Genomic DNA, 20,887 nt, shown 5'->3' with positions numbered 1-20,887 from the left:
ATGGCTCAGATGTCCCCGCACCAGCCAGACCTGTTCGACGAAGCGGTCGCCGGCCCGCCCCGGCTCGCGCTGCCCGAAGGCATGGCGCTCGCGCCCGGCATGGTCGACGCGGCGCAAGAAGCCGCGCTCGTCGCCCGCATCGACGCCTCCCCGCTCGCGCCGTTCGCGTTCCAGGGGTGGCTGGGCAAGCGGCTGACGATGGCGTGGGGCAGCGCCTACGACTACCAGCGCGGCACCGTCCTGCCCGCCCCGCCGATCCCCGACTGGCTGCTACCCTTGCGCGCGCGCATGGCCGACTGGGCGGGGCTCGATCCCGCCGCGCTCGTCCAGGCGCTCGCGATCCGCTACGATCCGGGCGCCGGGATCGGCTGGCATCGCGACCGGCCGCAGTATGGGGTGGTGCTCGGCCTGTCGCTCGGCGCGCCCGAGCGCCTGCGCCTGCGCCGCCGCCGCGCCGACGGCACCTTCGAACGATGCGAAGTGCCGCTTACCCCGCGCGAAGCCTATCGCCTCGACGGCCCCGCGCGCAGCGAATGGGAGCATTCGATCCTGCCCGCCACCGCCACGCGCTGGTCGCTGACCTTCCGCACGCTGCGCTGAGAGCGGAGCTTAGGCCAGCGCGGTCTTGAACAGCGCGAGCATCCGGCCCCACGCCTTTTCGGCCTGCGCCTGGTCATAGATCGGCGCATCGATCGTGCACCAGCCGTGCTGCGCGGGATAGACCTCGACCTCGGCCGCGCGGCCCGCCGCCTTGGCCGCTTCGCGCAGCGCGTCCTTGTCGCCCGGCGCGCGCTCGTCGTCGTTCTGGGCGATGGCGAAGAGGTAGCTCGCCTGCGTGCGCGCCAGCAGCTTGTGCGGACTGTCGGGCGTATCGTTCACCAGGTTCGCGCCATGGAAGCTCGCCGCCGCGCCGACGCGCGCCGGACTCGCCACGGCGGTGCGCACGGTGAACGGCCCGCCCATGCAATAGCCCGCCGAACCGATCTTGCGCGCCGTATCCACTTCGCCCTGGCCATCCAGCCAGGCGACGAAGGCGCCGGCATCGCTGGTCGTGCCCGCGGGCGTGATCGCCGCGATCATCGGCTTCAGTTTCTCCTGTCCCGCCGGCGAGCGCCATTCGGACAGGCTCGACAGGATCGGGGCCGGGCTCGAGCGGTAGTACTGGTTGACCACCAGCACGGCATAGCCCGCGCTCGCAAGGCGCGTGCCCATCGTGCGGTAGGCATCGCGAAGGCCGGCGATGTCGGGCCACAGGATCACCGCCGCATGCTTGCCCGACTTGGGGTGGACGAAGAAGGCGTCGGCCTTGCCGTCGGGGGTGGTGATCGTCACCGCGCGGCTGGCCGTCGGCAGGGCGCCGGCATCGGCGGCAGGGCTGGCGACGCAGCCCGGCGCCACCGCCAGCACTGCCGCGCCCGCGCCCAGCGCGGCAAAGCGCCGCCGGTCGAGAACGTAGCTTTCGTTGTCGCGCTCGGTCAGTTCATCGCACATCGGGTCCGCTCCTTTGCCCGCCCTCGCCCGCCACGATACCGTGCCGCCGCCCATGCGCAATCCTGCCCGGAGCTTGCGCCTGCCCCGACGTTCCGCTTGCCCGCGCGCGCCAAGCGATTTAACTGACGAGTTAAATAACCACCGAAGAGAGGATGCGCGTGGCCGATCACATCGCCGGAAAATCGATCGTCGTGACCGGCGCCGGCGGCGGGTTCGGCAAGCTGGTCGCGGAAAAGGCCGCGGCGCGCGGGGCCAAGGTCACGCTGGGCGACATCGACGGCGCGGCGCTCGATGCCGTGGTGGCGCAGATCCGCGAGCATGGCGGCACCGCGCAAGGCGCGGCGACCGACGTGACCGACCTTTCCGCGATGAAGGCGCTGGTCGAGTTGGCGGTGCGCGGCCACGGCGGGATCGACGTGATCGTCAACAACGCCGGCGTCATGCCGCTCGCGTTCTTTTCCGACCATGCCGCCGCCTACGACGCGTGGGTGCGCTGCATCGACATCAACTTCAAGGGCGTGCTCAACGGCATGGTCGCCGCCTACGATCCGATGATCGCGGGCGGAAAGGGCCAGGTGATCAACGTCTCGTCGATCTACGGCAATTTCCCGACCGTGGGCGCGGGCGTCTATGGCGCGACGAAGGCGGCGGTGAACGTGCTGGGCGAATCGCTGCGGCTGGAATCGCGGGGCAAGATCAAGGTGACGACGATCAAGCCGACCGGCGTTGCCGGCACCGGGCTTGGCGGCACCGTGGTCAACATGGCGGGGCTCGCCGGTATCCTCGGGCTCAACGCGGCCGAGGCGAATGCGGTGTTCGCACAGATGGCCGACGGCTCGCTCGATCCGGCGCGGCTGGACCCGGAAAACATCGACTACGCCAATCTCGAACCGCGCTTCATCGCCGACGCCGTGCTCCACGCGATCGACCAGCCCTGGGGCGTGTCGATCGGCGAGATCACCGTGCGCGGCGCGGGCGATTACTACATGCTGTGATTTGGGCGCGGCGCGGCACGCGCCGCCAGGACGAACGGGAGTACCGGGCTTGAGGCCCGGCGGATGGAGAGGATCCGAGGATGCGCATGAAGAAGCTTTCGGCAGTCGCGATTTCGGCGGTGGCGCTGGCCGTCGCCGCCTGCCAGGTGAGCGGCGTGGGGCCGCTCAGCGCGGGGACCGGCACCGGCGTCACCGACGCCATGCTCGCCGCCGCGCCCGACGCCGAATGGCTGAGCTATGGCCGCGACTACGGCGAGCAGCGCTTCTCGCCGCTGACCCAGGTGAACGACCGGAACGTCGGCCAGCTCGGCCTTGCCTGGTACGCCGATCTCGACACCGCGCGCGGCCAGGAAGCGACCCCGCTGGTCCACGACGGGGTGATCTACGTCTCGACTGCCTGGTCGATGGTCAAGGCCTACGACGCGAAGACCGGCGCGCCCAAGTGGTCCTACGATCCCAAGGTCCCGCGCGACACGCTGGTCCGCGCCTGCTGCGATGCGGTCAATCGCGGCGTCGCGATCTACGGCGACAAGATCTACGTCGGCACGCTCGACGGCCGGCTCGTCGCGCTCGACGCCAAGACCGGCAAGGAAGTCTTCGCCAAGGTCGTCGTGCCCGACCAGACCAGCTACACCATCACCGGCGCGCCGCGCGTGGTGAAGGGCCGCATCGTGATCGGCGCGGGCGGCTCGGAATATCGCGCCCGCGGCTACATCGCGGCCTACGATCCCGACACCGGGGCGCAAGTCTGGCGCTTCAACACCGTTCCGGGCAACCCGGCCGAAGGCTGGGCCAAGGACGGCCTGAACGCCAAGGCGATGGAAGCCGCGGCCAAGACCTGGGCCGGCGACTGGTGGACCATCGGCGGCGGCGGCACGGTGTGGGATTCGATCACCTACGACCCCGCGACCAACCTCGTGCTGTTCGGCACCGGCAATGCCGAGCCGTGGAACCCGGCCGCGATGGGCCGCGAGGGCGATGCGCTCTACACCTCCTCGATCGTCGCGGTGAACGCCGACACCGGCCAGTATGCCTGGCATTTCCAGGAAACCCCCGAAGACCGCTGGGACTTCGATTCGGCGGCGCAGATCACCATCGCCGACATCATGGTGAACGGCCAGAAGCGCCACGTCGCGATCCACGCGCCCAAGAACGGCCACGTCTACGTGATCGACGTCAAGACCGGCCAGTTCCTGTCGGGAACGCCGTGGGTTCCGGTCAACTGGACCACCGGGCTCGATCCCAGGACCGGCAAGGCCGCGATCAACCCCGAGGCGCGCTACGAAAAGACCGGCAAGGCCTGGGTCGGCCTGCCCGGCGCGATCGGCGCGCACACCTGGCACGCGCAGAGCTACAGCCCGAAGACCGGGCTGCTCTACATCCCCACCAACATCGCCGCGCAAGGCTATGTCGCGGCCAAGGACTGGAAGCCGAGCGCGATCGGCTACCAGTTCGCGATCGATCCCTCGCAGACCTCGCTGCCCGCCGAAGGCCGCGCCGCGGCGAAGGCCGCGACGGTCGGCTCGCTGATCGCCTGGGACGTCGCCGCCAAGAAGGAAGCCTGGCGCGTGCCGATGCCGACGCCGTGGAACGGCGGCGTGCTCTCGACCGCGGGCAACCTCGTGTTCCAGGGCAACGCCACCGGCCAGTTCGTCGCCTACAGCGCCGACAAGGGCCAGAAGCTGTGGTCGTTCGGAACGCAAAGCGGGGTGATCGCCGCGCCGATGACCTACACCATCGACGGCGAGCAGTACGTCGCGATCCTCGTCGGCTGGGGCGGGGTCTGGGATCTTTCGGCGGGCATCCTCGCCCACACCGGCGGCGCCTACCGGAACATCAGCCGCCTGATGGTGTTCAAGCTCGGCGCCAGTGGCCAGCTGCCCGCCGCGCCCAAGCTCGACAACCAGGCGGTGCTCGATCCGCCGCCGTTCACCGGCAAGCCCGAACAGGTTGCGCGCGGCAGCCAGCTCTATGGCCGCTACTGCACGGTCTGCCACGGCGACGCCGCGATCGCCGGCGGCCTCGTCCCCGACCTGCGCCATTCGGGTGCGCTCGGCTCGGACGAGGCGATCCGCTCGATCGTGATCGACGGCGTGCTCCACGAAAACGGCATGGTCTCGTTCAAGTCGGCGCTGAAGCCCGAGGATGCCGAGGACCTGCGCCAGTTCCTGATCAAGCGCGCCAACGACGACAAGGCTCTCGAAGGGCGGGCGCTGGAAGAAAAGAAGGGCGGCTGATCCGGCCCGCTTGCGGATCACGGTCATGCCGGGCACCCTGCCGGGCATGACCACCGCTCCTTCCAACGATCCCGAAGACATCCGCGCCTTCCATCGCCTGAGCGAGGAAATCACCACCTCGGGCCGGCTGGAAGCGCACGATATCGACCGCCTGGCCGCGATCGGGGTGGCGCACGTGGTCAACCTGGCGCTCGCCGACCATCCCGAAGCGCTGGGGGACGAGGCGGCGCGCTGCGCCGCCGCCGGGATCGGCTACACCCATATTCCGGTGCCGTTCGACGCGCCGGGCGAGGACCACCTCGCCGCCTTCGACGCCGCGCTTGATGCCGCCGGCGGCCCGGTCCATGTCCACTGCATCATGAACTGGCGCGTATCGGCCTTCTTCTACCGCCGCCACATCGCGCAAGGCATGGCGGAGGAGCAGGCGCGCGCGCTGATGGAGCGGCACTGGTCGCCCGAAACCAGCGACAATCCCCACGCGCCCGCCTGGGCGGCCTTCGTCGCGCGCGCCTGACCGGCCGAAAAAATCCTGTCCCGGGCGGCGCCGACACGCGGCAGCCATGCGCCTGTATCCAAACGAAAGTTCCTTTTTCCCTGTACCCCGGATGAACGGGCCCGTCTCAAATCTGTCAGCGGCTCGCCATAGCGTCCCGCTTCGGAACGAGGGGACATGACCCGTCGCGACAACGCCAAGGGGACCAACATCATGAAGCCGATCTTCAAGTTCGACCTGACCGCCGATCCGATCGCGATGTACGAAGTCGATGGCGGCGAAACCGAATTGCAGGTGCTGCGCCCGAACCAGAAGCTGAGCTACGACGCCGGCAGCGGCCTCGTCACGCTGACCACCACCAATCCCAGCTTCATCAAGGTGATCACTTTCGCGCAGACCGCCGACACCACCGACGACGCCTCGTTCTACAACCGCGACGGCCTCGTCTTCACCACGCTCGACGGCAAGGTGATCAACGATCCCTCGAGCGAGGAGGAAGAGGACGGCGTGCCCGCGGACCAGGACGGCGACGGCATGAACGACGATTCGCTCTATGGCGACAGCGGCAAGAACACGATGCACGGCGGCGCCGGGGACGACCACCTCGACGGCCGCGGCGGCGACGACATCCTCCACGGCGGCTCGGGCAACGACGACCTGTTCGGCGGCGCGGGCAAGGATGCGCTCGACGGCGGTTCGGGCGACGACGTGCTGGTCGGCGATGGCGGCAACGACGTGCTCGACGGCGGCACCGGCAACGACATCCTCGACGGCAACGACGGCATCGACAAGCTCTACGGCGGCGACGGCGCCGACGACCTGTCGGGCGGCCAGGGCGCCGACCTGCTCGATGGCGGGGTCGGCAACGACCATATCGTCGGCGGCGCCGGGTCCGACCGCCTGTTCGGCGAGGCCGGCGACGATGCGCTGTCCGGCGGCGCCGATGGCGACGGCCTCCACGGCGGGCTCGGCAACGACGACCTCGCGGGCGAGGCGGGCGCCGACAAGCTGTTCGGCAACGAGGGCGACGACACGCTGCTGGGCGGCGAAGGCGACGATGCGCTCAACGGCGGCGACGGCAACGACCTGCTCGAAGGCGGCAACGGCCGCGACAGCATCGCCGGGGGCAAGGGCGCCGACGTGCTGTCGGGCGACGACGGCGACGACAAGCTTGCCGGCGGCGATGGCGACGACACCTTCCTTGCCGGCGCCGACGCGGGCAACGACAGCATCGCCGGCGGCGCGGGCGACGACATCGTCGACTATGCCGCGGCAAAGGCGGGCATGGCGGTGAACCTTGTCTCGGGCCTCGCCTTTGCGGCCAATGGCGGCAATTCGGGCACCGGGATCGACAAGCTTTCGTCGATCGAGACGGTGATCGGCAGCGTCTTTGCCGACAGCATGATCGGCGGCAAGGGCGCGCAGACGCTGCGCGGCGGCGACGGCGACGACCGGCTCGAGGGCGGCGCGGGCGCCGACACGCTGACCGGCGGCGCGGGCAACGACACCTTCGTCTATTCCGCCTCGTCGGATTCGGCGAGCGCGAAGGTCGACACGATCACCGACTTCACCAGCGGCGACCGGATCGACCTCTCGGCGATCGACGCGGTCAAGGGCGTGCCCGGCGACCAGACCTTCACCTTCGCCGCGACCGCGCCCGACGAGGGCAACGCCGGCGGCGTGGTCTGGTTCGATGCGGCGACGAGCACGCTCTATGCGAGCACCAATGCCGGCGCCGCGCCGGAGCTCGCGATCGTGCTGAACGGGGTGACCAGCCTCTCGGCCGGCGACCTCGTGCTCTGACGAAAGCGGTCGAACCCCTGCGGCGCGCCCCTGTGGCACGGCGGCGCCGCGGGGGTCAGCCCGGCGCGTCGCGGAAGTTCAGCTCGAGCAGCACGCCGTCGGGATCGAGCGTGAACACTTGCGTCAGCCCGATCGCCTCGATCCTGTTCTGCCGGAAGTCGCGGCCCATCGCCTTCAGCCGGGCCAGCACGATGTCGCTCCCGCTGCACGCGAGCGCGACATGGTGGATCGCCCCGGTCTCTCCGCCCGGCACCGCCGCGCGGTCGTAGGCGCGCGGGCAGTCGACCGCGTTGAGATGCAGGATCGGCCGGCCCTGCCGATCGTGCATCCACTGGATCTGGTCGGGACGCGAAGGCGGCGGCCCGTCGCGCCGCTCGAGCCCGAGCAGCGCGGCATAGAACGCCGCGCTCGCATCGAGGTCGGCGCAGATGATGTTGACGTGATCGAGCGCATCGACCTGCATGGCCGTCCGGTTCCTCTTGCCGGTTCCTCTGGCCCTTGTGCCGGCACGGTGCGGCCGCACCGTGCCGGCACAACAGGCAAGCAGGATCAGAAGATCTCGAACAGCCCGGCCGCGCCCATGCCGCCGCCGACGCACATCGTCACGACCGCATATTTGGCGCCGCGGCGCTTGCCCTCGATCAGCGCATGGCCCGTGCAGCGCGCGCCGGTCATGCCGTAGGGGTGCCCGATCGAGATCGAGCCGCCGTTGACGTTGAGCAGCTCGTTCGGGATGCCGAGCTTGTCGCGGCAATAGAGCACCTGCACCGCGAAGGCCTCGTTCAGCTCCCACAGGCCGATGTCGTCGATCTTCAGGCCGAAGCGTTCGAGCAGCTTGGGGATCGCGAAGACCGGGCCGATGCCCATTTCGTCGGGCTCGGTGCCGGCCACCGCCATGCCGACATAACGGCCGAGCGGGGTAAGGCCCTTGGCGGCGGCGACGCCCGCTTCCATCACGATCGCGGCGGCCGACCCGTCGGACAGCTGGCTCGCATTGCCGGCGGTGACGATGCCGCCTTCGATCACGGGCTTGAGGGCCTGCAGGCCTTCGAGCGTGGTTTCGGGACGGTTGCCCTCGTCCTTCTTCAGCGTGATCTCCTTCATCGAGATCTCGCCGGTGGCCTTGTCGGCCACGCCCATCGTCGTCGTTACCTCGACGATCTCGTCGTCGAACTTGCCCGCGGCTTGCGCGGCGGCGGTGCGCTGCTGCGACTGGAGCGAATATTCGTCGCAGGCCTCGCGGCTGATGCCATAGCGCTGGCCGACGATTTCGGCGGTCTGCAGCATCGGCATGTAGATCGCCGCATGCATCGCCTTGAGCGAGGGATCGGGAGCGACGCGCATTTCCTTGGTCTGGACGAGGCTGATCGAATCCTGGCCGCCCGCGGCGACGACGTCCATGCGGTCGATGATCACCTGCTTGGCGGCGGTGGCGATCGACATCAGGCCCGACGAGCACTGGCGGTCCATGCTCATCGCCGAGCTGGTCACCGGCAGGCCGGCGCGCAGCGCGACCTGGCGGGCGATGTTGGTGCTCTGCGTGCCCTGCTGGAGCGCGGCGCCCCACAGCACGTCGTCGACTTCGGCGGGGTCTATCCCGGCGCGGGCGACCGCGGCCTCGAGCGACAGCGCGCCGAGGGTGGCGCCCGGCGTTGCATTGAACGCGCCCTTGTAGGCCCGGCCGATCGGGGTGCGGGCGACGGAAACGATGACGGCATCACGCATGGTATGATCTCCTTGTGGGTTTTCCTGTGGCCAGGCTTTCCCGGGGAGGTTGAGGGAACGGGTGAGAAATCAGGCCTTTTCGTAGCCTTGCGGCGCGATCGGGTTGCCGCCGAAGCGATCACGCAGCTCGCGCTTCAAGACCTTGCCGATCGGGCTGCGCGGCAGCTCGTCGACCACTTCGATGGCGGAAATGCGCTGCGTCTTGCCGAGCTTGCGGTTGGCTTCGGCGAGGATCGCTTGTGGGTCGGCGGTCTTGTCGGCCAGCACCACGACGGCGAGCGGGGTTTCGCCCCAAGCATCGCTGGGGACGCCGACGACGGCGGCTTCGCGCACTTCCGGCTGGCGGGTCAGTTCACTTTCGAGGTCGGAGGGGTAGATGTTGAACCCGCCCGAGATGATCATGTCCTTGGCGCGGTCCATCAGGATGAGGAAGCCGTCCTCGTCGAACTTGCCGACGTCGCCGTGGCGGATGTAGCGCCGACCTTCCTTGTCGTACCACTCGACCTCGCGGGTCTTGTCGTCCTTGCCGTGGTAGCCGTTCATCATGATCGGCGAATGGCCGACGATCTCGCCCACTTCGCCCTGGGGCAGTTCGTTGCCGTCCTCGTCGATGATCTTCATGATGTGCCCGGGGCTCGGCTGGCCGACGGTGTGCAGCTTGTCCGGGTGCGCGTGGGCGACGAGGATCGAGGTCGCGCCGCCTTCGGTCATGCCGTAGCCGTCGGTCAGGCCGCCGGGCCAGCGCCTCAGCACATCGGCCTTGAGCCAGGCGGGAAACGGCGCGCTGGTCGAGGACTTGAGCTTGTACGAGGACAAGTCGAAGTGATCGAAATCGGGCACTTCCATGATCCGGCGGTACTGCACCGGCACCAGCATGGCGTGGGTGACGCGCTCGCGCTCGGACAACACGAGGAAGCCGCGCGCGTCGAACTTCTTCATCAGCACGACCTTGCCGCCCGCGGTGAGCGTGGGCAGGAAGCTGACCAGCGTGGTGTTCGAATAGAGCGGGGTCGAACAGATCACGGTAGTGTCGTCGTCGTAGCCGCCGAGGATCGTGCGCCGGGCATATTCGTGGCGCATCTTGTGGCTCTGCACGATGCCCTTGGGCGCGCCGGTGGTGCCCGAGGAATAGATGATGTTGAAGGGATCACCCGGCGCGGGCAGGCGCTCTTCGGGCTTTACGCCTTCTTCCGCCATCCATTGCGCAAAGGGCACGCCGTGGGCGCCGCCATCGAGCGCGATGCGCTTGACGCCTGCCGGGAAATCCAGCCCTTCGAGCCGCGCGGCGATGTCGGCGTCGAGGAACAGCACGCGGCTGCCGCTGTCGACCAGCATGGCGAGGATCGTCTCGGCCGTGGCGGTGGAGGTGAGCGGGGCGGCGACGGCGCCGGCGCGGATCGCGCCGAGGAAGGCAAGCGCGGTGGGAACCGCGTTCATCGCGGCAATCGCCACCGGCTCGTCTTTTTCCACCCCTTCGCGCTGCAGGGCGACGGCGACGCGATCGATGGTGGCGTCGAGATCGCGCCAGCTGACCTGGTTCTGTTCGTCGGCGAGCGCGATCGCCCCTCCCCTGCGCGCGGCATGCGCGCGCAGGATCGTGGTCAGCGGCATGAACTCGGCTTCCGCGATTTCCTCGATGGTCACCGCCATGGCGCCTCTCCCCGTCGTCAGTTGAAGGTTTCCCCGGCCACCGCCTTCTTGGCGAGCAGCGGCGCGACCGGAAGCCCGTGCTTTTCGAGGCCATCGACCACGGTCTTCAGGCCGATGTGGTCGGCCCAGAACATCGGGCCGCCGGTCCACGCGGGCCAGCCATAGCCGTTGAGCCAGACGGTATCGATGTCGCTGGCGCGCTGCGAGATGCCTTCCGCAAGGATCAGCGCGCCTTCGCTGATCATCGGGTAGAGCAGGCGTTCGCGGATCTCTTGCCTGTCAATCGACCGCTGCGGCTTGCCCTCCTTTTTGGCGAAGTCGGCGATGATCGCCTTTACTTCATCCGAAGGCGTGCGCTGGCGGTTGTCGTCGTAATCGTAGAAGCCCTTCTTCGTCTTCTGGCCCCAGCGGCCGACGGCGCAGAGCGCATCGCGCAAGCTTTCGATGCGGTTGGGATCGCGGTGCCAGCCGATGTCGACGCCGGCGAGGTCGGCCATCTGCCACGGGCCCATCGGGAAACCGAATTCCAGCAGCGCTTCGTCCACGTCCCAGTAGTTCGCGCCTTCCATGATCAGCGCATGGGCCTGCGCCTGGCGGGGCGAGAGCATGCGGTTGCCGATGAAGCCATGGCACACGCCCGAGACGACCGGCACCTTGCCGATCTTCACCGACAGCGCCATCACGGTGGCGAGCTGCGCCTTGCCGGTCTTTGCCCCGCGCACGACTTCGAGCAGCTTCATCACGTTGGCGGGCGAGAAGAAGTGCATGCCGAGCACCGATTCCGGTCGGCTGGTGGCCGAGGCAATCTCGTCGATGTCGAGATAGCTGGTGTTGCTGGCGAGGATGGCGCCGGGCTTGGCGATCTTGTCGATCCGGCCGAAGACCTCCTTCTTGACGTCCATGTTCTCGTAGACCGCTTCGATGATGAGGTCGGCCTGCGCCAGTGCATCGAAATCGAGCGTGGGGTTGAGGCGACCCATCGCCGCTTCGGCGAGGGCGGCGTCCATCTTGCCGCGCTTGACGGTGTTCTCGTAGTTCTTTCGCATCGTGGCGACGCCGCGATCGAGCGCTTCCTGCGTCATTTCGACGATCGTCACCGGGATCCCGGCGGTGAGGAAGTTCATCGTGATGCCGCCGCCCATCGTGCCGGCGCCGATCACGCCGACGCGTTCGATGGGGAGCAGCTGGGTATCGGCGGGAATGTCGTCGATCTTGGCCGCGAGCGTGCGGGCGGCCTCGATGTGCTCCTTGGCACCGGGAATGGGGTCGGACATCGGATATTGGCTCCTGTGGCTGAGGGATGCTTTCGGAGGGGAGGACGAAACGGCAAAGGGTCAGGCGCGGCTTTCGGCGAGCGCGGCGTAGATCAGGGTCTTGAGATCGCGGCGGATCGGGTAGGCCGACGAGGGCAGCAGCTGCGCCATCAGCACCATGTGCACCTTCTCCACCGGATCGACGAAGAACCCGGTCGAGAAGATGCCGCCCCACGAGAACTCGCCCGCCGATCCGGCGCTGAGCGCGCGCACCGGATCGAACACGACGCCGAAGCCGAGCCCGAAGCCGACGCCGGCGTTGTTCGCTTCGCTGAACATCGAGCGCGACATCTGGGTGAGGTCGACCCCGCCGGGCAGGAAGTTCGAGGTCATCAGCGCCAGCGTCTTCGGACTGACCAGCCGCACGCCGTCGAGGCTGCCGCCGTTGGCGAGGGCGCTGGCAAAGCGGTGGTAGTCGGCGGTGGTCGAGACGAGCCCGCCGCCGCCGCTTTCGAAGCGTGGCGCGCGCACGAGGTTGCTGGTCTCGGCCCGGTCGAGCAGGTGCGGCGCGGCCCCCGGGACATAGCTCCAGGCATCGCACAGGCGGTCGAGCTTTTCCGGCGCCACGGCAAAGCCGGTATCGACCATGCCCAGCGGATCGAAGATGCGCGCCTTGAGGAATTCGCCCAGGCTCATCCCCGAGAGCCGCGCGACGATCACCCCGCAGACGTCGGTCGAAACCGAGTAGTTCCACGCCTCGCCCGGCGCGAATTCGAGCGGCAGCTTGGCCAGTTCGGCGATGAAGTGATCGTTGCCGGGAAGGCTCGCATGGCCGTCGAGCCGCGCCTTGCGGTAGGCGGCATCGACGTTGGTGCGGTTCTGGATGCCGTAGGTGAGCCCCGACATGTGGGTGAGCAGGTCGACGATGCGCATGCCCTGCGCAGGGCGCCCCGGCATGAAGGGCGCATCGCCGCCGCCGCCGGCATAGACCGACAGCCCCGCGAATTCCGGGATCACCCGCGTGACCGGATCCTCGAGCGCGATCGCGCCTTCCTCGACCAGCATCATCAGTGCGATCGAGGTCAAGGGCTTGGTCATCGAGGCGATGCGGTAGATCGCGTCGTCGCGCACCGGCGTGCCGTCCTCGCGCATCGCGCCCAGCGTCGTGCGGTAGATCGCCTGCCCGTCGCGCGCGACGAGCACGTCGAGGCCCTTGAACCTGCCGGTCGCGACATAGCGCTTGTCGAGCAGCGCGGCGATCCGCGCGAGGCGGTCGGAATCGAAGCCGTGGGCGGCGGGATCGGCGAGGGAAATGGTCACGGGCATGCGCTCCTTTTCAGCCGAAGATCGCGACCGACTGCAGGCCGTGCATCACCTGCACGCCGTCGGTGTTCCACAGCCGCAGCGTCTCGCTGGAGAACCCTGCCGCCATCGCGTTCGAGCTGGTTTCGAGCAGGTACCAGCCGTCGTCGGTCCGGGGCTTGTCGGTGAGCACGGTGAGCGACCAGTTGATCGACGAGAGCGGCCCCATGCGCTCCTGCGCGGTCATCGCGCCGGGCGGCAGGGTATCGCCGATGCCGATCAGTTCGCCGACGGGATCGAGCCCGGCGCGGTCCTTGAGGCGCACCCAGCGGCGGATCGTGCCGACCGGCACTTCGCCCTTGGGCGCGGCGTGGCGCAGGTCCATGCGGTGGGTGAAGAAGGCGGGGTCGGGATGCGGCCGTGCCGGCACCGCCTGGTCGTGCGGCACGAAGCCTTCGAGCCGGCGCTGCGGCACGCCGCCGTTGTCGGGCCGGGCGCTGCCGAAGATCCACAGCGCGCGCTGCAGCAGTTCGCCGTTTGCGCTGATCTCGGTCTCGACCTGGGCCACGCTCTTGCCGGCGCGCAGCACGCGTGCGGCTATCTCGACGTCCTCGCCCACCGGCGCGATGAAGCCGATCTGCGCGGCCCGCAGCGGCGGCAGGTCGGGGAAGGCCATGCGCGCCGCGGTGAAGGCGACGAACGAGGACGCGCCGCCGTACATGGTGCGGCCCTGCATCCAGCCGGCCGCGCCGTGCAGCACGAAGCGATCGCCCTGCCGCTCGATCGCAGCGGCCAGATCGCCCAGGGTGCGCGGGGAATCGGTCATCACGCCATCTCCGGCGAGGCCGGATGCGGAGCGGTCTTCGACATTGGTTCTCTCTCCCGGAGGGCGGATTGCCGCCCTGCTGCCGGTGCGCAGGAAAAAGCCCTCGCAACGCTCCGGTCAACCGAAAAAGGCGCGCAGGACTCCCATTTTCCCGCCTTCCGCTACGGCATCGCGGCGGCGGCGAGCGGCGCCCCGCGCGTGTCCGCGCTTTACCCTAAGTTAGAGGCTATCTATCTAATTTGTAACGTTTTTTATAGTGGGAACCGTTCATCGGGCGTTGTTCGTGCGGCCGGGTGCATCGTCCCCGGTGCGACTCGGACGCGCGATCCGGCGGGCAGAGGAAGACCATGGAAACAGCGACCGCGACCCTCGACGCCCGTCGGGCGCGCATTCCGATCGCGCTCGCGGCCGGCGAGGCGCTGTCGCCACCGGGCGGCGCGGGGCGGCAGCTGCTGGTGCTGCGCAAGGGCTGGGCAGCGCGCTGCCACCGGTTGAGCGACGGGCGCCGCCAGATTTCGGCGCTGTTCGTGGCGGGCGACCTGTGCGACCCGCTGTGGCTTGCCGGAACGCCGCACCACACCGTCGAGGCGCTGACCGCGATCGAGGCGGTGCCGATCGCCGAGAGCGAACTCCAGCCGCGCGGCGAAGGCCCCGCCGACCTGGTGCGCGAGCTTGCCGCCGACGTCGGCCATGCCGCGAGCTGGACGGTGAGCCTCGGCCGCAAGTCCGCGCTCGAGCGGATCGCGCACCTGTTCTGCGACCTGCTGGTCCGGCTCGGCCGCAGCACCGCGGTCGGACGCTCGTGCCCGCTGCCGCTGTCGCACGACGACATTGCCGACGCGACCGGGCTGACCGCGCAACACGTGCAGCGGCTGCTCGCCGACCTGTCCGGCGCCGGCCTTGCCCGCGTGGCGCGGCACAAGCTCAGCGTTCCCGACTTCGCGCGGCTGGCGCGGACCGCGCGCTTCGACCTCGCCGACGTGCCGCGCCGGCCGGACTGGCTCGCGCGGGTCTAGGCCGACGCGCTTCGCAAGGCCCCCGGCCCTCTGGCGGGCACTGCGGTGCGGCCCCTTACGCGAGAAAGGCGGCCTCTTGCGAGACCGCCTTTCCCTGGGTGACGTCCGTGGATGGGGAACGCACTGTCGGTTCAGTGACGCGATTCCCAGCCGCGACGCGCCGCCTCGGAATGGCCGCGGCTGTCGCCGAACCACCCACCCTGGCCGCCGCTGCCACTGCTGCCGCGTCCGCCGCGACCACCGCGGTCGTCGTCGTCGTCACGGCTGCGCGAGGAGCGCGAGCCGCCGCCGTTGCCACCGCGACCGCCCCGGTCGTCGTCATCGTCACGGCCACGCGAGGAGCGGCTCTGCGATCCGCGTCCGCCGCGATCGTCGTCGCGATCATCCCAGCCGCGACGCGCCGCTTCGGAATGGCCTTCGCTGTCGCCGAACCAGCCGCTCTCGCCGCGCCGTTCGTGATCCCAGCCGCGGCGCGAGGCTTCCGAATGGCCCCCGCTGTCGCCGAACCAGCCGCTTTCGCCCCGACGTTCGTGGTCCCAGCCGCGGCGCGAGGCTTCCGAGTGCCCTTCGCTGTCGCCGAACCAGCCGCCCCGGCGGCCGCCGTCGCGCTCGCGGTCGTCGTCGTCGCGCGACGAACGCCCGCCGCCGCCCCGGCTGCTGCTGCTGCTGCGACGATAGTCGTCGTCATCGTCACGACCGCGCGAGGAGCGCGAGGACGAGGAACCGCCCCGATCGCGATCGTCCCAGCCGCGGCGCGCCGCTTCCGAATGGCCTTCGCTGTCGCCGAACCAGCCGCCGCGACGACCGCCATCGCGTTCGCGATCGTCGTCATCGCGCGAGGAGCGCCCGCCGCCGCTGCGGCTCGAGCCGCCCGAGCGACCGCCGCGATCGTCGTCGTCGCTCATGAACCGGCCGTATTCATCGCGCTCGCGGCTGCCGTTGCCGTTGTTGCCGCCACGGCTGCTGCCGCCGCGTCCACCTCGGTCGTCATCCCGACCATAGTCCGCACGTGCCATGTCTCTCTCCTTCTCTCGCTGGAAGTCGTCGTAATCGTCGTTGTCGTCGTAGTCGGCGCGCGAGCGCCGGTTGCCGCCGCCGCCCTGCCCGGCCCCGCGGCCCAGGCTGAACGAGACGATCTCGGGGGGCTGGCGCATGCCGTCGCCGATCTCCTCGGCGTAGCTCTCGCGCGCCTGCGCCATCTCGCGGCCGAGCTGCTTGAGGTCGACGCCGTCCTTCTTCGCGCGGGCGAAGATGCCGTCGGGGCCTTCTTCCTCCTGCACGTGATGGCGGATGTATTCGCCCAGCACCTTGACCTTGGCGTCGTAGTATTCGTCGCCCGGCTCGCCGCGCTGCAGCTCCATGATCAGCAGCTTGGCCGAATCGTGTTCGACCTGCGCTTCGTCGAGCGGATCGTCGTCATCGGCGGCTTCGCGGCAGGCGGGGTAGAAGATGTGCTCCTCGAGCAGCGTATGCAGCTCGAGCGCGCGGGCGATGTTGCGGACCAGCTCCTGCTTCTTCGACCGGCTGTTCGCCGCTTCGTAGTCCTTGAACATCTGGTCGACTTCGCGGTGATCGCGCGTCAGCAGCGCGACGGCGTCGTCGCCCGCCTGCGCGCTCTCGCCGTTCCCGTTCCCGTTCCCGTTCGCGCTCTTGCCGCTCTCGCTCTTGCCGCCGGTCCTGGCGGAGGCGGCGCTGCCGCCGCCCGAAGCGCCCTGCGACTTGGCTGCGCCGGTCTGGCCGCCCTTCTGGGGCTGGGCCTGCGTCGGCGACTTGGCTTCGGCAGAGCCCGCCTGCCCGCCGCTGCTGCCGCTGCTCGCGCTGCCGCCGCTGCTGCTGGTACCGCTGCTGCCGCTGCCTGCGCTGGCGCCGCCATTGCCGTTCGCACCTTCGGCCTTGGTCGTCTCGCCCTGCTTGGCGCTTTCCGCGCCGGTGGATTTGGATTGTTCGGCCATGTGGTTTCATCGTCCTGTCTGGAGGGACGAGACGGGGAACGGGTCGCCCATGGCCCGGTTTCACCTGCGATACCCGAGCATGGGCTTGGGTACGCGAGCGTACCGGAGCGATGAGGCAGCCCTTCCAGCCGGAACCCGCGACAGCCGGAGCCGCGGCGCTCCATCCCCTGCTCGGCAATCTCGCCACCGTCGAGCGCGCCGCGGTGGTCCGCCGGCTGCGTCTGGTGCGGCTCGAGACCGGCGCGGTGCTGGCCGCGGCGGGCGCGGCGCCGGGGCACCTGCACTTCCTGATCGACGCGGCGGTGGCGTTGCGCACGCAGAATGCGCAGGCCTGCGCGCTCGAACTGGCGGTCGTCGGCCGGGGGCGGGTGACCGCCGCGCTGGCGACGATCACCGCCGCGCCCTCGGCGCACGCGCTGGTGGTGGTCCACCCGGGCGCCGCGCTGGCGATGCGCCGCCCTTCGCCGACGTTCCTTGCGCGCATTGCGCCCGGCCTCCAGGCGCGGCTGCGCGAGGCTGCGGCGCGCGAGGTGCGCGCGATCACCACCGCGGTGCTGCGCCAGGCCGGAGCCAGCGCGCGCGAGCGGGTCGCGGCGCACCTTGCCGAGATGTGGATGGCGACCGAAGCGCGGCTGCTGTCGGGCCACCACGACGCGATCGCGCGGCAACTGGGGTTGCGCCGGGCGACGGTGACGGTGGCGCTGCAGGAACTGGAACAGGCGCACGCGGTGCGCGCGCGACGCGGGCTGGTCGAGATCGTCGACCCGGTCACGCTCGAGCGCGAGGCGGGGCCCTATCTCGCGGCCTGAGCGCGAGTTACTCCTCCGCGAGCACGTCCTCGAGCATGTCGAGCGTGGCGGCGAGCGCGAGGTGGCGGACCTCGGCCCGCTCGCGCGCGCCGAAATGACATTCGCGCGTATGCGGCGGGTGGTCGCGGCGCAGCACCGCGATGTGGACCAGCCCCGCCTCGTCGTCCTCGCCCGAGGCGCCGGCAAAGCCGGTGATCGCGGCGACGAGACCGGCGTGCGAATGCGCCAGCGCGCCTTCGGCCATGGCCAGCGCCACGGTTTCGCTGACCGCGCCGTGGCGGCGCAGCACGATCGGCTCGACCCCGAGCAGCTCGCACTTGGCCGCCTCGCTATAGGTGACGAAGCCCCGCTCGAAGCAGCCCGAATGACCCTCGATGTCGGTAAACAGCGAGGCGAGCAGGCCGCCGGTGCAGCTTTCGGCGGTGGCGATCATCAGGTCGAGCTCGCTCGCACGCTGCAGGATCCGGCGCGCCTGCTCCTCGAACGCCTGTGCGTCATCGCGTAGCTCCCGCGCTCCGGTCATGATCCTCTCTCCTTTGTCGTGCCGCGCTCGGCATCTCTGACAAAATCGAACGGAATCAAGAAGATCGTGTTCCTTGTCGCGTGGCCCGCGCGCCCCGGCCCGGTTCCGCGCCCGGGGCGAAACCGGGCGACACGCGCCCCGTTGGCGCGATGAAGGAGCACGAGAGATGCAGAACAAGGACGAACGCACCCCGCCGCTCGACGCGAAGTCGGACAACGCCTCGCTCAACAGCGAACTGCACGCCGCGACCAAGGTCCAGTCGAACGTGCGGCCCGAGGACTATCCCCCCGAGGAGCGCGCGATGCAGGTCTCTTCGGCGCAGGCGCCGGTCGAGGGCGACCGCAAGGCGATCGCGGAGGAAGTGGCGAAGAAGGGTCAGGCGAGCAAGGGCTGATCGAGCCGAACGACGCGGTTCGCCAGCCGCTCGACCTCTTCGGCGCGATGGCTGACGAGGACCATCGGCAGGCCCAGTTCGTCGCGGATGCGTTCGATCACCGCCATCACCCCGTCGCGCCGCGCGCCGTCGAGCGAGGACAGCGGCTCGTCGAGCAGCAACAGGCGCGGGCCCCGCAGCAGCGCGCGGCCGATCGCGACGCGCTGCGCCTCTCCACCCGACAACGTGCGCGGGCGGCGGCCGAGAAGGTCGGCGATGCCGAGGAAGGCGCAGGTCTGCTCAAGCGTCATCAGCCGCGCCGACGACGGCGCGAAGCGGGCGCCGTAGAGCAGGTTGTCGCGCACCGAGCGATGGGGAAACAGGCGCAGGTCTTGGAACACCACGCCGCAGCCGCGCGCTTCGGGAGGAAGGTCGATGCGGCGCGCGGCATCGAACAGCGCCTCCCCGCCGAGTTCAATCCGCCCTTCGACCGGGCGCAGCAGCCCGGCGATCGCTTCGATCACGCTGGTCTTGCCCGCGCCCGACGGCCCCAGCAGCGCGGTGATGCCGCCCCTCGCGGTGAAGCATGCGGCGATGCGGCGCTCGCCCCGCAGCACCGCGATGTCGACCTCAAGCGACATGGCCGAACCCGCTGCGCCGGGCGAGCGCTTCGGAAGCGACCAGCGCCGCCAGCGACAGCATGACCGAAATGGAGGCGAGGCGCGCCACCTGCACGTCGCCGCCGGGCAGTTGCAGCGCCGAATAGATCGCCAGCGGCAGCGTCTGCGTTTCGCCCGGGATGTTCGAAACGAACGTGATCGTCGCGCCGAATTCGCCGAGCGAGCGGGCAAGGCCGAGCACGCTCGCGGCGATCAGCCCCGGCAGGCTGAGCGGCAGGGTGACGGTGGCGAAGGCGCGCCACGGCCCCGCGCCGAGCGTGCGTGCGGCGGCTTCGAGGCGCGGGTCGACCGCCTCGAGCGAGAGACGGATGGCGCGGACCATCAGCGGCAGGGCCATGACCGCGGCGGCGAGCGCGGCGCCGGTCCAGCGGAACATCAGCGTCACGCCGAACAGGCCTTCGAGCAGCCGCCCGGCCGGGCCGTTGCTGCCGAAGCCAAGCAGGAGCAGCCAGCCCATCACCACCGGCGGCACGACCAGCGGCAGATGGACCAGCGCATCGAGCACGATCCGCCCGGGAAAGCGCGTGCGCGCCAGCACCCAGGCGAGCGCGAAGGCCACAGGCAGGGTCAGCGCGACCGCGACCAGCGCCACCTTGAGCGAGAGCGCGACGATCGCCCAGTCAGCCGTCGAGAGCACCGCCGGCGCGCTCAGCGGGTGCCGAAGCCGAAGCGGCGGAAGATCGCCTTGCCTTCGCCCGACAGGAGGAACCGGCGGAACGGCTCGGCATCGCTGGCGGAGCCGCGGGCGAGCCGGGCGAGCGGATAGACGATCGGCGGATGGCTGTCGGCAGGAAAGGCGGCGACCACGCGCACCCGCGGCTCGGCCCGGGCATCGGTCGCATAGACCACCCCCAGCGGCGCCTCGCCCCGCGCGACCAGCGCGAGCGCGGCGCGCACGCTTTCGGCCCGCGCGATGCGGGGGGCCACCTGCGGCCAGACGCCAAGGCGGGTGAGCGCGGCCTTGCCGTAGATGCCCGCCGGCACGGCGTCGGGGTCCCCCATCGCCAGCCGCCCGGCGCCGAGCGCGCGGGCGAGCGGGAAAGCGGGACCGATCGCGAGCGCGACGCGTCTCGACGCCGGCGCGACGAGGACGAGGCGATTGGTGAGGAAGGGCGCGCGCGTGCCCGCTGCGACGAAGCCGGCAGCCGCGACATGGTCCATCCACTGCTGGTCCGCCGAGACGAACAGGTCGGCCGGCGCGCCCGCCTCGATCTGGCGGGCGAGCGCGGAGGAGGCGGCGAACGAGATCAGCGGACGCTCGTGGCCCTTGGCCACCCAGCGATCGGCCGCCGCGCTCAACGATTCCTGCAGGCTCGCCGCCGCCAGCACGACCGGCGGCCGCGCCAGCGCGGCGCCCGCGGCGAACAGCGCCAGAAGAGCGAGGAAACGGGCGATCGCGCGCGACAGCAAAGCCATGCCCCGTGCGATAGGGCGCGGCGTGCCGCCGGGCAATCGCCTCGTTGCTCAGAGCCCTTCGGTGAGGATAACGCGGTAGTCGGCCGAGGCCTTCCGCAGCTTGGCGACTTCCTGGTAGGCATCGCCGAAGTACCAGGCCTTGGCTTCATCCATGGTGTCGAACTTGACCATGACGACGCCTTCCGCCGGTTCGCCCTCGGGCGTCTCGCAGGGGTTGTAGACGACCAGCGGCTCGACCTTGTGGCCGGCCATCGTGCCGCCGGCCTTCTGGCCGTATTCGCCGAACGTGGCGGGGTCGCTGACCGAATTGCGGATGAAGATCGCGTAAGCTGCCATGGCACTC

The 20,887-nt window shown here is 70.0% G+C and carries 20 protein-coding genes and 1 pseudogene; 8 read left to right on the top strand and 13 right to left on the bottom strand.

Annotated elements, in window-relative coordinates:
- Window positions 1–600 (top strand): alpha-ketoglutarate-dependent dioxygenase AlkB, encoded by a 600-nt coding sequence (locus tag K3A85_RS04445; RefSeq protein WP_225205281.1) that lies wholly within the window; start codon window positions 1–3, stop codon window positions 598–600.
- Window positions 601–609: 9 nt separating this feature from the next.
- On the opposite strand, the gene K3A85_RS04440 is transcribed toward K3A85_RS04445, so the two are convergent.
- A complete protein-coding gene (locus K3A85_RS04440) occupies window positions 610–1,491 on the bottom strand; it encodes a dienelactone hydrolase family protein (protein ID WP_225205280.1) in 882 nt (293 codons plus the stop codon).
- Window positions 1,492–1,643: 152 nt separating this feature from the next.
- On the opposite strand from K3A85_RS04440, the gene K3A85_RS04435 reads away from it, so the two are divergent.
- From K3A85_RS04435 to K3A85_RS18100, 4 genes are all read left to right on the top strand, one after another.
- On the top strand, window positions 1,644–2,486 hold the full coding sequence (locus K3A85_RS04435) for an SDR family oxidoreductase (RefSeq protein WP_225205279.1): 843 nt from the start codon (window positions 1,644–1,646) through the stop codon (window positions 2,484–2,486).
- 86 nt (window positions 2,487–2,572) lie between these two features.
- Window positions 2,573–4,723, top strand: coding sequence for a PQQ-dependent dehydrogenase, methanol/ethanol family (locus tag K3A85_RS04430; RefSeq protein WP_225205278.1), 2,151 nt, complete (start codon window positions 2,573–2,575; stop codon window positions 4,721–4,723).
- Between the two features lie 46 nt (window positions 4,724–4,769).
- A complete protein-coding gene (locus K3A85_RS04425; RefSeq protein WP_225205277.1) occupies window positions 4,770–5,237 on the top strand; it encodes a beta-lactamase hydrolase domain-containing protein in 468 nt (155 codons plus the stop codon).
- Between the two features lie 156 nt (window positions 5,238–5,393).
- On the top strand, window positions 5,394–7,019 hold the full coding sequence (locus tag K3A85_RS18100; protein ID WP_318248062.1) for a calcium-binding protein: 1,626 nt from the start codon (window positions 5,394–5,396) through the stop codon (window positions 7,017–7,019).
- A 55-nt stretch (window positions 7,020–7,074) separates the two neighbouring features.
- Here the strand turns inward: K3A85_RS18100 and K3A85_RS04410 are convergent, their stop codons facing one another.
- The 6 genes and pseudogenes from K3A85_RS04410 to K3A85_RS04385 form a co-directional block, all read right to left on the bottom strand.
- A complete protein-coding gene (locus tag K3A85_RS04410) occupies window positions 7,075–7,482 on the bottom strand; it encodes a VOC family protein (protein WP_225205276.1) in 408 nt (135 codons plus the stop codon).
- Window positions 7,483–7,568: 86 nt separating this feature from the next.
- Entirely contained in the window at window positions 7,569–8,744 is a 1,176-nt protein-coding gene (locus K3A85_RS04405) for an acetyl-CoA C-acyltransferase (RefSeq protein WP_225205275.1), read from the bottom strand.
- Between the two features lie 69 nt (window positions 8,745–8,813).
- The gene (locus K3A85_RS04400) at window positions 8,814–10,388 is read right to left on the bottom strand and encodes a class I adenylate-forming enzyme family protein (RefSeq protein ID WP_225206001.1); all 1,575 of its coding nucleotides are present in this window, start codon (window positions 10,386–10,388) and stop codon (window positions 8,814–8,816) included.
- Between the two features lie 23 nt (window positions 10,389–10,411).
- Window positions 10,412–11,647: pseudogene (locus K3A85_RS04395) on the bottom strand (3-hydroxyacyl-CoA dehydrogenase NAD-binding domain-containing protein); the annotation flags it as partial.
- Window positions 11,648–11,728: 81 nt separating this feature from the next.
- On the bottom strand, window positions 11,729–12,973 hold the full coding sequence (locus tag K3A85_RS04390; protein WP_225205274.1) for a serine hydrolase domain-containing protein: 1,245 nt from the start codon (window positions 12,971–12,973) through the stop codon (window positions 11,729–11,731).
- Window positions 12,974–12,983: 10 nt separating this feature from the next.
- Window positions 12,984–13,775 carry a thioesterase family protein gene (locus K3A85_RS04385; protein WP_225205273.1) on the bottom strand — a complete coding sequence of 264 codons (792 nt, stop codon included), beginning with the start codon at window positions 13,773–13,775 and terminating at the stop codon, window positions 12,984–12,986.
- Between the two features lie 347 nt (window positions 13,776–14,122).
- Between K3A85_RS04385 and K3A85_RS04380 the strand changes: the two genes are divergently transcribed.
- The gene (locus K3A85_RS04380) at window positions 14,123–14,791 is read left to right on the top strand and encodes a Crp/Fnr family transcriptional regulator (protein WP_225205272.1); all 669 of its coding nucleotides are present in this window, start codon (window positions 14,123–14,125) and stop codon (window positions 14,789–14,791) included.
- Window positions 14,792–14,922: 131 nt separating this feature from the next.
- On the opposite strand, the gene K3A85_RS04375 is transcribed toward K3A85_RS04380, so the two are convergent.
- Window positions 14,923–16,743, bottom strand: a complete 1,821-nt coding sequence (locus K3A85_RS04375) for a hemerythrin domain-containing protein (protein WP_225205271.1) — start codon at window positions 16,741–16,743, stop codon at window positions 14,923–14,925.
- Between the two features lie 110 nt (window positions 16,744–16,853).
- Between K3A85_RS04375 and K3A85_RS04370 the strand changes: the two genes are divergently transcribed.
- Window positions 16,854–17,552 (top strand): helix-turn-helix domain-containing protein, encoded by a 699-nt coding sequence (locus K3A85_RS04370; RefSeq protein WP_225205270.1) that lies wholly within the window; start codon window positions 16,854–16,856, stop codon window positions 17,550–17,552.
- A 7-nt stretch (window positions 17,553–17,559) separates the two neighbouring features.
- Here the strand turns inward: K3A85_RS04370 and K3A85_RS04365 are convergent, their stop codons facing one another.
- Window positions 17,560–18,075: a CinA family protein gene (locus tag K3A85_RS04365; protein ID WP_225205269.1), complete on the bottom strand. Its 516-nt coding sequence runs from the start codon at window positions 18,073–18,075 to the stop codon at window positions 17,560–17,562.
- Between the two features lie 166 nt (window positions 18,076–18,241).
- Between K3A85_RS04365 and K3A85_RS04360 the strand changes: the two genes are divergently transcribed.
- Window positions 18,242–18,469: a hypothetical protein gene (locus tag K3A85_RS04360; RefSeq protein WP_225205268.1), complete on the top strand. Its 228-nt coding sequence runs from the start codon at window positions 18,242–18,244 to the stop codon at window positions 18,467–18,469.
- On the opposite strand, the gene K3A85_RS04355 is transcribed toward K3A85_RS04360, so the two are convergent.
- The 4 genes from K3A85_RS04355 to K3A85_RS04340 are packed head-to-tail and all read right to left on the bottom strand — an operon-like array spanning window position 18,451 to window position 20,880.
- On the bottom strand, window positions 18,451–19,089 hold the full coding sequence (locus tag K3A85_RS04355; protein WP_225205267.1) for an ATP-binding cassette domain-containing protein: 639 nt from the start codon (window positions 19,087–19,089) through the stop codon (window positions 18,451–18,453). The two genes, K3A85_RS04360 and K3A85_RS04355, sit on opposite strands and share 19 nt — an antisense overlap.
- Window positions 19,079–19,765, bottom strand: coding sequence for a molybdate ABC transporter permease subunit (gene modB / locus K3A85_RS04350; RefSeq protein WP_225205266.1), 687 nt, complete (start codon window positions 19,763–19,765; stop codon window positions 19,079–19,081). Before modB ends, K3A85_RS04355 begins: the two co-directional genes overlap by 11 nt.
- 11 nt (window positions 19,766–19,776) lie before the next feature.
- Window positions 19,777–20,544, bottom strand: coding sequence for a molybdate ABC transporter substrate-binding protein (gene modA, locus K3A85_RS04345; RefSeq protein WP_225205265.1), 768 nt, complete (start codon window positions 20,542–20,544; stop codon window positions 19,777–19,779).
- 48 nt (window positions 20,545–20,592) lie between these two features.
- Entirely contained in the window at window positions 20,593–20,880 is a 288-nt protein-coding gene (locus tag K3A85_RS04340) for a DUF1330 domain-containing protein (RefSeq protein WP_225205264.1), read from the bottom strand.
- Window positions 20,881–20,887: the final 7 nt, after the last annotated feature.

Source organism: Novosphingobium huizhouense (assembly GCF_020179475.1).
Taxonomy (GTDB): domain Bacteria; phylum Pseudomonadota; class Alphaproteobacteria; order Sphingomonadales; family Sphingomonadaceae; genus Novosphingobium; species Novosphingobium huizhouense.
This window is presented reverse-complemented; position numbering and strand designations above follow the sequence as displayed.

What these genes read in the sequence shown, in the direction of transcription:
- K3A85_RS18100 (WP_318248062.1), top strand. Translation starts at nt 5,394, where the DNA reads ATGACCCGTCGCGACAACGCCAAGGGGACCAACATCATGAAGCCGATC.
- K3A85_RS04355 (WP_225205267.1), bottom strand. Translation starts at nt 19,089, where the DNA reads ATGTCGCTTGAGGTCGACATCGCGGTGCTGCGGGGCGAGCGCCGCATC.
- K3A85_RS04445 (WP_225205281.1), top strand. Translation starts at nt 1, where the DNA reads ATGGCTCAGATGTCCCCGCACCAGCCAGACCTGTTCGACGAAGCGGTC.
- K3A85_RS04340 (WP_225205264.1), bottom strand. Translation starts at nt 20,880, where the DNA reads ATGGCAGCTTACGCGATCTTCATCCGCAATTCGGTCAGCGACCCCGCC.
- K3A85_RS04430 (WP_225205278.1), top strand. Translation starts at nt 2,573, where the DNA reads ATGAAGAAGCTTTCGGCAGTCGCGATTTCGGCGGTGGCGCTGGCCGTC.
- K3A85_RS04425 (WP_225205277.1), top strand. Translation starts at nt 4,770, where the DNA reads ATGACCACCGCTCCTTCCAACGATCCCGAAGACATCCGCGCCTTCCAT.
- K3A85_RS04410 (WP_225205276.1), bottom strand. Translation starts at nt 7,482, where the DNA reads ATGCAGGTCGATGCGCTCGATCACGTCAACATCATCTGCGCCGACCTC.
- K3A85_RS04375 (WP_225205271.1), bottom strand. Translation starts at nt 16,743, where the DNA reads ATGGCCGAACAATCCAAATCCACCGGCGCGGAAAGCGCCAAGCAGGGC.
- K3A85_RS04440 (WP_225205280.1), bottom strand. Translation starts at nt 1,491, where the DNA reads ATGTGCGATGAACTGACCGAGCGCGACAACGAAAGCTACGTTCTCGAC.
- K3A85_RS04360 (WP_225205268.1), top strand. Translation starts at nt 18,242, where the DNA reads ATGCAGAACAAGGACGAACGCACCCCGCCGCTCGACGCGAAGTCGGAC.
- K3A85_RS04385 (WP_225205273.1), bottom strand. Translation starts at nt 13,775, where the DNA reads ATGACCGATTCCCCGCGCACCCTGGGCGATCTGGCCGCTGCGATCGAG.
- modA (WP_225205265.1), bottom strand. Translation starts at nt 20,544, where the DNA reads ATGGCTTTGCTGTCGCGCGCGATCGCCCGTTTCCTCGCTCTTCTGGCG.
- K3A85_RS04405 (WP_225205275.1), bottom strand. Translation starts at nt 8,744, where the DNA reads ATGCGTGATGCCGTCATCGTTTCCGTCGCCCGCACCCCGATCGGCCGG.
- K3A85_RS04380 (WP_225205272.1), top strand. Translation starts at nt 14,123, where the DNA reads ATGGAAACAGCGACCGCGACCCTCGACGCCCGTCGGGCGCGCATTCCG.
- K3A85_RS04365 (WP_225205269.1), bottom strand. Translation starts at nt 18,075, where the DNA reads ATGACCGGAGCGCGGGAGCTACGCGATGACGCACAGGCGTTCGAGGAG.
- K3A85_RS04390 (WP_225205274.1), bottom strand. Translation starts at nt 12,973, where the DNA reads ATGCCCGTGACCATTTCCCTCGCCGATCCCGCCGCCCACGGCTTCGAT.
- K3A85_RS04370 (WP_225205270.1), top strand. Translation starts at nt 16,854, where the DNA reads ATGAGGCAGCCCTTCCAGCCGGAACCCGCGACAGCCGGAGCCGCGGCG.
- K3A85_RS04435 (WP_225205279.1), top strand. Translation starts at nt 1,644, where the DNA reads ATGCGCGTGGCCGATCACATCGCCGGAAAATCGATCGTCGTGACCGGC.